At 65.7% G+C, this 11,375-nt stretch carries 11 protein-coding genes; 3 read left to right on the top strand and 8 right to left on the bottom strand.

The features are described 5' to 3' along the window. Nucleotides 1–102: 102 nt before the first annotated feature. The 4 genes from KGM94_RS18740 to cysS form a co-directional block, all read right to left on the bottom strand. Nucleotides 103–480, bottom strand: a complete 378-nt coding sequence (locus KGM94_RS18740) for a VOC family protein (protein WP_300262652.1) — start codon at nt 478–480, stop codon at nt 103–105. 90 nt (nt 481–570) lie between these two features. Further along, complete coding sequence (gene cimA, locus KGM94_RS18745) at nt 571–2,169, bottom strand: citramalate synthase (RefSeq protein ID WP_300262655.1); 1,599 nt, start codon at nt 2,167–2,169, stop codon at nt 571–573. Next, nucleotides 2,166–2,678 carry a GNAT family N-acetyltransferase gene (locus KGM94_RS18750; protein WP_300262658.1) on the bottom strand — a complete coding sequence of 171 codons (513 nt, stop codon included), beginning with the start codon at nt 2,676–2,678 and terminating at the stop codon, nt 2,166–2,168. Before KGM94_RS18750 ends, cimA begins: the two co-directional genes overlap by 4 nt. Nucleotides 2,679–2,793: 115 nt before the next feature. Then, nucleotides 2,794–4,182 (bottom strand): cysteine--tRNA ligase, encoded by a 1,389-nt coding sequence (cysS, locus tag KGM94_RS18755; RefSeq protein ID WP_300262661.1) that lies wholly within the window; start codon nt 4,180–4,182, stop codon nt 2,794–2,796. 284 nt (nt 4,183–4,466) lie between these two features. On the opposite strand from cysS, the gene KGM94_RS18760 reads away from it, so the two are divergent. Then, on the top strand, nt 4,467–4,772 hold the full coding sequence (locus KGM94_RS18760; RefSeq protein ID WP_300262664.1) for a hypothetical protein: 306 nt from the start codon (nt 4,467–4,469) through the stop codon (nt 4,770–4,772). Nucleotides 4,773–4,890: 118 nt separating this feature from the next. Continuing rightward, nucleotides 4,891–6,030 carry a DUF2865 domain-containing protein gene (locus KGM94_RS18765; RefSeq protein ID WP_300262667.1) on the top strand — a complete coding sequence of 380 codons (1,140 nt, stop codon included), beginning with the start codon at nt 4,891–4,893 and terminating at the stop codon, nt 6,028–6,030. A 1-nt stretch (nt 6,031) separates the two neighbouring features. Here the strand turns inward: KGM94_RS18765 and KGM94_RS18770 are convergent, their stop codons facing one another. From KGM94_RS18770 to KGM94_RS18780, 3 genes are read right to left on the bottom strand one after another with little or no spacing between them, the layout of a single operon-like run. After that, nucleotides 6,032–7,789 (bottom strand): NAD+ synthase, encoded by a 1,758-nt coding sequence (locus KGM94_RS18770; RefSeq protein ID WP_300262670.1) that lies wholly within the window; start codon nt 7,787–7,789, stop codon nt 6,032–6,034. 4 nt (nt 7,790–7,793) lie between these two features. Then, nucleotides 7,794–8,147, bottom strand: a complete 354-nt coding sequence (locus KGM94_RS18775; protein ID WP_300262673.1) for a diacylglycerol kinase — start codon at nt 8,145–8,147, stop codon at nt 7,794–7,796. Nucleotides 8,148–8,150: 3 nt separating this feature from the next. Next, the gene (locus KGM94_RS18780) at nt 8,151–9,539 is read right to left on the bottom strand and encodes a class II 3-deoxy-7-phosphoheptulonate synthase (protein WP_300262675.1); all 1,389 of its coding nucleotides are present in this window, start codon (nt 9,537–9,539) and stop codon (nt 8,151–8,153) included. Nucleotides 9,540–9,718: 179 nt separating this feature from the next. Here KGM94_RS18780 and KGM94_RS18785 point away from each other — a divergent pair, with 179 nt between their 5' ends. Then, nucleotides 9,719–10,615, top strand: coding sequence for an alpha/beta fold hydrolase (locus tag KGM94_RS18785; protein WP_300262678.1), 897 nt, complete (start codon nt 9,719–9,721; stop codon nt 10,613–10,615). 85 nt (nt 10,616–10,700) lie between these two features. Here KGM94_RS18785 and KGM94_RS18790 read toward each other — a convergent pair. Further along, a partial coding sequence (locus tag KGM94_RS18790; RefSeq protein ID WP_366526254.1) for a Crp/Fnr family transcriptional regulator occupies nt 10,701–11,375 on the bottom strand: 675 nt, incomplete at its 5' end.

Genomic DNA, 11,375 nt, shown 5'->3' on the forward strand with positions numbered 1-11,375 from the left:
AGATTGGGATGAATCGTCATCGCGCTTTAGGTTATTGTTTGAGCATGATCTTTTCGGAAAACCGCTTCGCACTTTTCCGGATCATGCTTTAGCAAAGCGCGCCTACCCCGCTGGAAACGTCACCGCCTCGATGCAATTGCCGTCGGGATCGACTATGAAGGCCGCGTAGTAGCTGACGCGATCGTGCGCCCGCAAGCCCGGCGCACCGTCGGATACGCCGCCGGCTTCGAGCGCCGCGGCGTGAAACGCATCGACGTCGGCGGTGGATTTTGCGCGCAGGCAGATGTGCACGCCGCTCTCGGCTGCCACGCGCAGCATGCAGCAGCGAAGATTGATCCAGAATTCCGGATAGGCCTTGCCGAAGCCGACGGTCGCAGGCCGCGTCACCAGGCGCTTGAGCCCGAGCGGCGCAAGAGCGGCTTCATAGAACGTCGCGGCGCGATCGAGATCGCTGACGCCGACGGAGACGTGGTCGATCATGATTGCGCCCCTCCTAATCCAGACTGCGGCCGCAGTGAGATTCCGGATTGCTTCGTCGCTTCGCCCGTCGCAAATGACGGTATTTTGCCGTTACGCCGGCGCGCCCGACTTCACGAGTTTGTAGATCACCGAATCCATCAGTGCCTGGAACGAGGCGTCGATGATGTTCGGCGAGACGCCGATCGTGGTCCAGCTCTCGCCATTCTCGTCCTCGCTCTCGATCAGCACGCGCGTCACGGCGCCCGTGCCGCCATTGAGGATCCGCACGCGATAGTCGATCAGCTTCAGGCCCTCGATGTATTTCTGGTACTTGCCGAGATCCTTGCGCAGCGCGACGTCGAGCGCGTTGACGGGGCCGTTGCCTTCGGCCGCCGAGATCAGGTGCTCGCCGGCGACGTCGACCTTCACCACCGCGAGCGCGACGGTGACGCGCTGGCCGACGGCGTTGTAGCGCTGCTCGACGTTGACGTCGAACTGCTCGACCTTGAAATACTCCGGCACTTTTCCGAGCGTGCGGCGCGCCAGCAGGTCGAACGACGCGTTGGCGGATTCGTAGGCAAAGCCCGCCGCCTCGCGCTCCTTCAACTCCTCGACCAGGCGCGTCAGCTTGGGATCGCTCTTGTCGTAGGGGATGCCGGCGCGGTCGAGCTCGGCGATCACGTTGGAGCGCCCGGCCTGGTCGGACACCAGCACCTTGCGGTGATTGCCGACCAGCTCGGGCGTCACGTGCTCGTAGGTCTGCGGGTCCTTCAGCACGGCGGACGCATGGATGCCGGTCTTGGTGACGAAGGCGCTTTCGCCGACGTAGGGGGCATGCCGGTTCGGCGCACGGTTGAGCATGTCATCGAGCGTGCGCGAGACCTTGACGAGGCTCGCGAGCTTCTCGGCCGTGACGCCGATCTCGAAGGCGTCGGAAAATTCGCTCTTCAGCCGCAGCGTCGGGATCAGCGAGCACAGATTGGCGTTGCCGCAACGCTCGCCCAGCCCGTTGAGCGTACCCTGGATCTGCCGCGCGCCGGCGCGCACGGCGGCGAGCGAGTTCGCCACCGCCTGCTCGGTGTCGTTATGGGCGTGGATGCCGACGTGATCGCCGGGAATGTGCCTGACCACCTCGCCGACGATGGTCTCGACCTCGTGCGGCATGGTGCCGCCATTGGTGTCGCACAGCACGACCCAGCGCGCACCGGCCTCATAGGCCGCCTTCGCGCAGGCCAGCGCAAAGCTCGCATCTTCCTTGTAGCCGTCGAAAAAATGCTCGCAATCGAGCATCACCTCGCGGCCTGAGGCCTTCGCCGCCGCCACGCTGTCGCGGATGGACGCGAGGTTTTCCTCCTTCGTCGTCTCCAGCGCGACGCGCACCTGATAGGCGGAGGATTTTGCCACGAAGCAGATGGCGTCCGCCTTGGCTTCCAGCAGCGCGGCAACGCCGGGGTCGTTGGACACCGAGCGGCCCGCGCGGCGCGTCATGCCGAAGGCGGTGAAGCGGGCCTGCGACAGCTTTGGCTTGGCCGCAAAAAACTCGTTGTCGAGCGGGTTGGCGCCGGGATAGCCGCCCTCGACATAGTCGATGCCGAGTTCGTCCAGCATCGCGGCGATCACCTGCTTGTCGGCCAACGTAAAGTCGACGCCATTGGTCTGCGCCCCATCGCGCAGCGTGGTGTCGAACAGATAGAGGCGCTCCTTGCTCATTGCGGCGCTCCCGACGCGGGCGCGTTGCCGAGCGTCTTCTTCATCGTGGTGTTGGCGAGCCATTCGTCGTTGACGGTGACGCTGTTGCGTTGCTGGGCCACGTAGCCGCGCTTGGAAAAAAAGTGCTGCGCAGTGTCGCTGGCGTCGACCGTCAGGCTCTTGGCGCCGCGGCCGCCGGCGAGCTTCTCCAGCGCATCCACCAGCATCGAGGCGATGCCCTGGCCGGCCACGCTCGGGTGCACATAGAGCATGTCGATGTGGTCCTGGCCGCGCAGCGAGGCAAACCCGACCGGCGAATTCCTGAGCGTTGCGATCAGTGTCAACGCGCCGGCAAGCTTTTTGCCGAACGCCTCTTCGTCGTCGGCCGTCTCGATCCAGGCCTCCTGCTGCGCCTCGCTGTAGTCGTCGCCGGTCAACTCCTCGATGCTTGCCGCGAAGATCGCCGCACACACCGGCACGTCGGAGGGCAGGAACGGCCGCAGCGCGGGTTTTGGCAAGGTCTGTCCCATGGTCCTCACCACAAGCCATAGAGCTTCAGCGCTAGCGCAACCGCGCCGGCGATGAGCAGGATTTTCAGCGCGATATAGTAGAGCCAATGCCTGGGGAACGGCGTGTCCGGCTTTTTCATCGCGCGATCTCCCAGGTGGTGCCGTCCTTGGAATCCTTGATGGCGACGCCCATGGCAGCGAGCTGGTCACGGATGCGATCGGATTCCTTGAAGTCCTTGCGCGCGCGCGCGGCCGAGCGCTCCGTGATCAGGCGATCGATCTCGCCGGCATCGACACCGCTCGCCTGCCGCTTCCGGTTGTCCCACGCGGCCGCGCTTTCCGACAGAAAACCAAGCAGTCGAAGCGAGGCGGCGAAGACACCGTCATCGTCCGCATCGTTGCGCAGGCCGTGCAGCGCCGCGATCATCTGCGGCGTGTTCAAATCGTCGAGCAACGCTTCGATCACGGAGGCCGCCGGCTTGCCGGGCGTGACGTCAGCCGCAACGCGATACCAGTCATCCAGCGTCCTGGCGCTCTCTTCCAGAGCCTTCAACGTCCAGTCGATCGGCGAGCGATAGTGCGTCTTCAGCATGTTCAGCCGCAGCACTTCGCCCGGCCAATCCGCGAGCAGGTCGCGAATCGTGACGAAGTTGCCGAGGCTCTTCGACATCTTGTCGCCTTCGACCTGCAAGAAACCGTTGTGCATCCAGACATTGGCCATGCGCGACTGGTGGAACGCGCAGCAGCTCTGCGCGACCTCGTTCTCGTGATGCGGGAACACGAGATCGATGCCGCCGCCGTGGATGTCGAAATGCTCGCCGAGGTGCTTCCAGGCCATGGCCGAGCACTCGATGTGCCAGCCGGGACGCCCCTGCGCCACGATGCCCGCCGGCGAGGGCCAGGACGGCTCCCCTCGCTTCGACGGCTTCCACAGCACGAAGTCGGTGACGTCGCGCTTGTAGGGCGCCACATCGACGCGGGCGCCGGCGATCATCTCGTCGAGCGGACGGTTGGCGAGCGCGCCATAGTGCGGCAGCACGGAGTTCGCCGCGTTCATCGCCTGCGGCGAGAACAGCACGTGATCCTCGGCGACGTAGGCAAAACCGCCGGCGATCAGCTTTTCGATGATCGCGCGCATCTCGGCGACATGCTCGGTGGCGCGCGGCTCGACGCTCGGACGCAACGCGCCGAGCGCGTCGACGTCGGCATGGAACTGCCGCCCGGTCTCTTCCGTGACCTTGCGGATCGCCTCGTTCAGCGGCAGGCCCGGATAGTCGCGCGCGGCGCGGTCGTTGATCTTGTCGTCGACGTCGGTGATGTTGCGGACATATTTGACGTGGCTTTCGCCGTAGAGATGGCGCAACAGCCGGAACAGCACGTCGAACACGATCACCGGCCGCGCGTTGCCGATATGGGCGAAGTCATAGACCGTCGGTCCGCAGACGTACATGCGGACGTTGTTCGGATCGATCGGCTGGAACGGCCGCTTCTCCCTGGTCAGCGTATCGTAAAGGCGCAATTCCATTGGAAACCCATCGGCTGTCGGCCGGGCGTCCAGTGCTCTCAATGTCTGAGAAAAGACGGCTCCAGCCAGCGATTCGCTAGCGCGTAATCTCGCGGCAAATGCCGCAAATGGCGAGGAGACCGTTCATGCGGGCCACCATGGGGCACCAGGGGCCTCCGCGTCAAGAGAGCCGCGAAAAAGCCGCTTTCCCCGCCCAATGCGCAACTCCCGCCCGCCATGGTTAATCATCCTTAACCTTTTGAGTTTATTCGTCCGAGGGCGGTTTCCTCATCCCACGGTGCAACATGCGTTCCCTCATGGCGCTCCTTTCCTGTGCCTTCATCATCGTCGCATCCGCCGCGTCGGCCGAGACCCGCATCTTCATCGTCGCCAACCAGGCGGACGGCTACGGCGTCGACCAGTGCCTCGCCAGGGGCGAGAAATGCGGGGCGCATGCGGCCCGCTCCTATTGCCAGTCACGGGATTTTGCGCAGGCCTCGGCCTATCGCCGGGTCGATCCCGACGAGATTACCGGCTCCGTCCCCAAATCCGGCGCAAATTGCAGCCATGGCCGTTGCGACGAATATGTCGCAATCACCTGCCAGCGCTGAATTCGTTCGGAACTGGCATAGTTTAGGCCTCATCGACGCCTCCGAAACGACGTGACGCTGCCCCGAGAAGCGGGTATTGGAGGGCGCGCATCGGCGATACGGCCGTGACCTCGCTAGAATGGCGGATATGCCTGAATTCTTGTCCCTGTCTCGTTCCCGTCCCATCTTCGCCGGCACTGCACTGCTGTGCGCGCTCGCGTTCGGCGCAGACGCCTTCGCACAGGCAGGACCGCCGGGCGCGGCGGCGAACCCGATGTGCCCGCGGCTCGAGGCGCAGCTCGCCGCGCTGGATCGCGGCGGCAGCACGGACCCCGCCAGGGACGACCAGATCCGCCGCTACCAGGACGCCGCCGCCAAGCAGCAGGCCGAGCTCGACCGCGTCACCGCGCAGGCCAAGCGCATGGGGTGCGAATCCTCCGGCTTCTTCGCGCTGTTCAACAACCGGTCCGAGCAGTGCGGTCCGGTCAATACCCAGATCCAGCAGATGCGCGCCAATCTGGACCAGATCACCAACAGCCTGGAACGGCTGCGCTCCGGCGGCCCCGGCGGCTTCAGCCCGGAGCGCGACAACCAGCGCCGCTCGGTGCTCGTCGCGCTGGCGCAAAACAATTGCGGTCCGCAATACGCCGCGCAGGCGCAGCAGGGCGGCGGCAATTTCCTGACCAATTTGTTCGGCGGCAACGCCAATCCCGGCGCGCCTCCCGGCGATCTCGGCCCGCAGTCCGGCACATTTCGTACCGTGTGCGTTCGTACCTGCGACGGCGCCTATTTCCCAATCTCGTTTGCGACGGTGCCGGCCCGTTTCCCCGACGACGAGAGGACCTGCAAGGCGTTGTGCCCGGCCGCGGAAGCGGCCCTCTACGCCTATCGCAATCCCGGCGAGGACATGAATGCGGCGGTCTCCATCAGCGGCCAGCCCTACACCGCGCTACCGACTGCCTTCAAGTTCCGCAGCGAGTTCAATCCGTCCTGCTCCTGCAAGGCCGCGGGCCAGAGCTGGGCGGACGCGCTGAAATCGGCTGACGACAAGGCGGCGGTCGCGCAACAGGGTGACATCATCGTCACCGAGGAGAGCGCGAAGAAGATGCAGCAGCAGAAGCTCGCCAAGCCCGCGCCCGCCAGCGCCAGGAAGGGCGCGACCCCGCCGCCGACGGCCGCGAGCACGCAAGCCGCCCCGCCGCCGACCGACACCGGTGCGACTACCTCGGACAACAAGCCGATCCGTTCGGTCGGACCGACCTTCATCCCGCAGCGCTAGCCTAGCCTTCGAACGCATCGAACGCGGCGCGGCCGGCGCGGGGCGCCAGCGTGTCGTCGGGCCGCGGCAGCGGCTCGCCATTGTCGCGAAAGCCGTTGGTGATGGGATAGCGGCGGTCGCGGCCGAAGTTCCTGCGCGTCACCTTGACGCCGGGCGCGGCCTGCCGGCGCTTGTATTCGGCGAGTTTGAGGAGATGGTCGATCCGCGTCACCAGCGCGCGATCGAAGCCGGCGGCGATGGTCTGCTCGAGCGGTTCCTCGCGCTCGACCAGCCGCTCCAGCACGGCGTCGAGCACGTCATAGGGCGGCAGCGAATCCTGATCTAGCTGGTTCTCGCGCAATTCGGCGGTCGGCGGACGCGCGATGATGTCCGGCGGGATGACCTCGCCCGACGGCCCGAGCGCACCGTCCGGCTTCCACGTGTTGCGCAGGGTGGCGAGCCGGAACACCTGCGTCTTGTAGATGTCCTTGATCGGGTTGAAGCCGCCGTTCATGTCGCCATAGAGCGTGGCGTAGCCGACCGACATCTCCGACTTGTTGCCCGTCGTCACCACCATCAGCCCGGTCTTGTTGGAGATCGCCATCAGAAGCGTGCCGCGGGTGCGCGCCTGCAGGTTCTCCTCGGTGATGTCGCGTGGCAGATGACTGAAGCTGTCGGAGAGGATGGTCTCAAAACCATTCACCGCGTCGGCGATCGGCAAGACCTCGTAGCGGATGCCGAGGCGGCCCGCGAGCTCGCCGGCATCGGCGATCGAGGTCTGCGCCGTGAAGCGATACGGAAGCATCACGCCGTGCACCTGGTCATGTCCGAGCGCGTCGACCGCGATCGCCGCGCATAGCGCCGAGTCGATGCCGCCGGAGATGCCGAGCAGCACGCCGGGAAAATCGTTCTTGCCGACATAGTCACGTAGGCCGAGCACGCAGGCGGCGTAGTCGGCCTTGTCGCCTTCCGGCAATTCGGCGATGGGACCGGTGCAGCGCCAGTCGTCGCCGTTCCTGGTGAAACGCAGCGTCGTGGTGCTTTCGACGAACGCCGGCAATTGCGCGGCGAGCGAGAGGTCGCCGTTGAGCGCGAACGACGCGCCGTCGAACACCAGCTCGTCCTGGCCGCAGACCTGGTTCAGATAGACCAGCGGCAGGCCGCATTCGGTCACCCGCGCCACCGCCACCGACAGCCGCACGTCGTTCTTGGCACGCGCGTAGGGCGAGGCGTTGGGCACCAGGACGATCTCGGCACCGGTCTCGGCCAGCGTCTCGACCACGTTCTCGTAGTCCTCGGACTCTTCCAGCCAGATGTCCTCGCAGACGGGCACGCCGACCCGCACGCCGCGGATGGTGACGGGGCCGGCGGCTGGGCCGCGCGAAAACAGCCGCTTCTCGTCGAACACGCCGTAGTTCGGCAGGTTGACCTTGAAGCGCAAGGCGGCGATGCGGCCGCCGTCGAGCAGCGCGCAGGCATTGTAGAGCTTGCCGTCCTCGACCCAGGGCGTGCCGATCAGCATCGCCGGGCCGCCATCGGCGGTCTCGCGTGCGAGCTGCTCGACGGCGGCGCGGCAGGCAACCTGGAAAGCGGGCTTCAGCACGAGGTCCTCGGGCGGATAGCCGGCGATGAACAGTTCCGGGAACAGCACGACGTCGGCGCCGTCGGCTTTGGCCTGCGCGCGCGCCGCGCGGGCCTTGTCCGCATTGCCGCCGACGTCACCCACGGCCGGATTGAGCTGGGCGAGGGTCACCGCGAACTGGCTGGCGCGCTCGGTCATGCCGCTAGATGTAACCCATCCGTTCGACGATGGCGAAAATCCAGAAGCCGCCCGCCATCAGCAGCGCGACGCCGACCGCGGCCGAGCCCATGTCCTTGACCAGGCCGATCTGCTTGTCGCGGTCCAAGGTCAGCCGGTCGGCGAGCTTTTCGATGGCGGTGTTGAGGAGCTCGACCACCAGCACGAACGCGACCGCGCAGATCAGTTCCACCGTGCGCATGATGGTCGCGCCGACGAGCCAGGCCAGCGGCACCGACAACAACAGCGCAAGAATCTCCTCGCGGACGGCCTGCTCCGAGCGGATCGCAAAGGCCAGACCGTTCCGCGAATTGATCGTGGCCTTCCAGAGCCGCAGCAAGTGTCACAGGCCCGCTACGGCCGGCATCGGCCTGACCTTGCCGGCGCGTTCCTGCTTCAAGAGCTCGGCGATCAGGAACGCCATGTCGATCGACTGCTCGGCGTTGAGACGGGGATCGCAGACCGTGTGATAGCGGTCGTTGAGGTCCTCGTCGGTGATCGCGCGCGCGCCGCCGAGACATTCGGTGACGTCCTTGCCGGTCATCTCCAGATGCACGCCGCCGGCATGCGTCCCCTCGGCCGCATGGATCGCGAAGAAGGATTTCACTTCCGACAGGATGCGGTCGAACGGCCGGGTCTTGTAGCCGGTCGTCGAGGTGATGGTGTTGCCGTGCATGGGATCGCACGACCAGACCACCGCCCTGCCCTCGCGCTTCACCGCGCGGATCATCGCCGGCAGGTGCTCGCCGATCTTGTCCGCGCCGAAGCGGCCGATCAGGGTGAGCCGGCCGGGCTCGTTGTCGGGGTTGAGCACGTCGATCAGCTTCAAGAGCTCGTCGGCCTTCAGCGACGGGCCGCATTTCAGGCCGATCGGATTCTTGATGCCGCGGAAATACTCGACATGACCGTTCTCGAGCTGGCGGGTGCGGTCGCCGATCCACAGCATGTGGCCGCTTGTCGCGTACCAGTCGCCGGTCGTGGAATCGACGCGGGTCAGCGCCTGCTCGTAGCCGAGCAGGAGTGCCTCGTGGCTGGTGTAGAAGTCGGTGGCCCGCAGCTCGGGATGGCTCTCGAGATCGAGGCCGCAGGCGCGCATGAAGTTGAGCGCGTCCGAGATGCGGTCGGCCAGCTCCTTGTAGCGGCGGGACTGCGGCGAGTCCTTGAGGAAGCCGAGCATCCACTGATGCACGCTGCCGAGATTGGCGAAGCCGCCGGTCGCGAAGGCGCGCAACAGGTTCAGCGTGGCCGCCGACTGCCGGTAGGCCATCAGCTGGCGCTGCGGATCGGGCGTGCGCGCGTCCTTGGCAAAGGCGATGTCGTTGATGATGTCGCCGCGATAGCTCGGCAGCTCGACGCCGTCGATCTTCTCGGTCGGCGAGGAGCGCGGCTTGGCGAACTGGCCGGCGATGCGGCCGACCTTCACCACCGGCACCGCGCCGGCATAGGTGAGGACCACCGCCATCTGCAGCAGCACACGGAAGAAGTCGCGGATGTTGTTGGCGCCGTGCTCGGCAAAGCTCTCGGCGCAGTCGCCGCCCTGGAGCAGGAAGGCCTCGCCGGCCGCAACGCGCGCCAGCGCCTTCTTCAGGTTGCGCGCCTCGCCGGCGAATACCAGTGGAGGAAAGGTCGCAAGCTGCGCCTCGACGTCGGCCAGCGCCTTGGCATTGGGATAATCGGGGACCTGCAGGACCGTCTTGCTGCGCCAGCTTTCGGGCGTCCAGCGCTCGGACATCGTATCAACTCCTTGAGCAAAAACCGCAACTTAGTCAGCACGCTGCGGAGGGCCGCGTTATACACAGGCTGTGGGCAGACTGCCAGTTGTAAATCCGGCCGTCGACGCAAGCCCTTGCGGGAAAAGCAAGATTCACATTTGCTGGAGGAAACGCCCAATTGTCCGGTAAGTTGGCGGTCATGGATGCGGCACGCGACGACGTTTTCGTAGACGACATCACCTTTCCCGCCGCCGACGGGTATTCGCTTGCCGGGAGCCTGTTCCTGCCGCGCGGGACCAAGCGCCATGCCGTGCTGATCAGCTCGGCCACCGCCGTTCCCCGCAAGGTCTATCGGGCCTTCGCCTCCTACCTCGCCCATCGCGGCTGCGCCGTCCTGACCTACGACTATCGCGGCATCGGCGACTCCCGCCAGCAGGCTTTGGTCGGCTACAATCAGGCGAAATCGCTGGTCGGCTTCAAGGCCTCGATGGCAGACTGGGCGGCGCTCGACGTCACCGCCGCGGTGCGCTGGATGCGCGAGCGCTACAATACCCTGCCGCTCGCCTATGTCGGCCATTCCTTCGGTGCGCAGGCGCTAGGGCTGATCGACAACAACGCGGAGATCTCCCGCGCCCTGTTCGTCGCGGGGCAGGCGGCGACCTGGAAGCTGATGACGCCGCCGGAGAGCTACCGCGTCTACGCCTTCATGAACTTCATCGGCGTCCCCCTCACCCACATGCTCGGCTACGCACCCGGCTGGGCCGGGATCGGCGAGGACCTGCCCAAGGGCGTGTTCACGCAATGGGCCGAATGGGTCAGCAGCCCGCGCTATCTGTTCGACTCCAAGCTGCCGGCGCTGCAGAATTTCGCAAAATTCAAGGGCGCACTCCGCGCGCTGCAGTTCACCGACGATCCCTGGGCAACGCTGCCGGCGGTCGAGATGCTCTGCGCCGGCTTCACAGCGATCAAGCCGGAGATGCTGACGGTGAGACCACCAGATGCTGGCGTGAAGAAGATCGGCCATTTCGGCTTCTTCCGCCTCGAGCACCGCGACCTGCTCTGGCACGGCATGGCGGAGTGGATCCAGGGCGAGTGAGCAGGCGCGGCAGCGTGGTTTCGAACAGCGGACGTGCGTTCGTATCCTCGCTGCATGATGTGCCCCACGGGCAATCAAGAACCCACTACCGCAAGATCAGCCTTGAGCGCGCGACAGTCAGCTCGCCATCCTTCTCCATGCGTGCCAGGGTGCGATAGAGCGCCTCGTGGGTCAGCCCAAGTTCGGCCGCCCAATCCTTTCTCGAATGTTTCAGCTCGACCGCACCCGCCTTGCCTTCGGTCTCGATGAAATGGACGATTCGCTCGCGCGCGGTCTTCAGGCTCAGCCGTTCCGCGTGCGCGCGCGCCTTTCGAAGCTCGCATGCGAGGTGAGCAACCCAAGCGTCGCGAAACTCGGCGGCAGCGAGCGCACTCGCGAAAGCCGTTTGCCGGATCGCCAGCAGTTGCGAAGTCTCCGCGGCCACCGCATCGCAGTGGTAGGCCGGCTGGTCGAGGCTGGCTTCGGCCACAAAGCCGCGACGGGTCCGCTGCAGCACGATCTCGCCGCCGGACCTCGAGCGACGGACGAGTTGCACCTCTCCTGAAAGCACGAAGAATATCTCTCGGGGACGGTCGCCACGGCGGAAGATCATGCTCCCGCGCGGAATCTCCAGAAGCCGCGTCGACCGCCGCGCGTAATCCGGCAACGCCGTCAGAACCGGAAATTCCAGCGATAGGGATTTCCAGTCCGGCACGTGACGCGCGATTCCTGCGGCTTCTTCTGTAATCCTCGCCATATGATCGGGATCATATGCTTCGCC

It is taken from the genome of Bradyrhizobium sp., assembly GCF_028868675.1.
Classification (GTDB): domain Bacteria; phylum Pseudomonadota; class Alphaproteobacteria; order Rhizobiales; family Xanthobacteraceae; genus Bradyrhizobium.

Bases quoted from the DNA above. Each gene is read 5' to 3' on its own strand.
- KGM94_RS18740 (WP_300262652.1), bottom strand. From the start codon at position 480: ATGATCGACCACGTCTCCGTCGGCGTCAGCGATCTCGATCGCGCCGCG.
- cimA (WP_300262655.1), bottom strand. From the start codon at position 2,169: ATGAGCAAGGAGCGCCTCTATCTGTTCGACACCACGCTGCGCGATGGG.
- KGM94_RS18780 (WP_300262675.1), bottom strand. From the start codon at position 9,539: ATGTCCGAGCGCTGGACGCCCGAAAGCTGGCGCAGCAAGACGGTCCTG.
- cysS (WP_300262661.1), bottom strand. From the start codon at position 4,182: ATGGAATTGCGCCTTTACGATACGCTGACCAGGGAGAAGCGGCCGTTC.
- KGM94_RS18750 (WP_300262658.1), bottom strand. From the start codon at position 2,678: ATGGGACAGACCTTGCCAAAACCCGCGCTGCGGCCGTTCCTGCCCTCC.
- KGM94_RS18785 (WP_300262678.1), top strand. From the start codon at position 9,719: ATGGATGCGGCACGCGACGACGTTTTCGTAGACGACATCACCTTTCCC.
- KGM94_RS18765 (WP_300262667.1), top strand. From the start codon at position 4,891: ATGGCGGATATGCCTGAATTCTTGTCCCTGTCTCGTTCCCGTCCCATC.
- KGM94_RS18760 (WP_300262664.1), top strand. From the start codon at position 4,467: ATGCGTTCCCTCATGGCGCTCCTTTCCTGTGCCTTCATCATCGTCGCA.
- KGM94_RS18770 (WP_300262670.1), bottom strand. From the start codon at position 7,789: ATGACCGAGCGCGCCAGCCAGTTCGCGGTGACCCTCGCCCAGCTCAAT.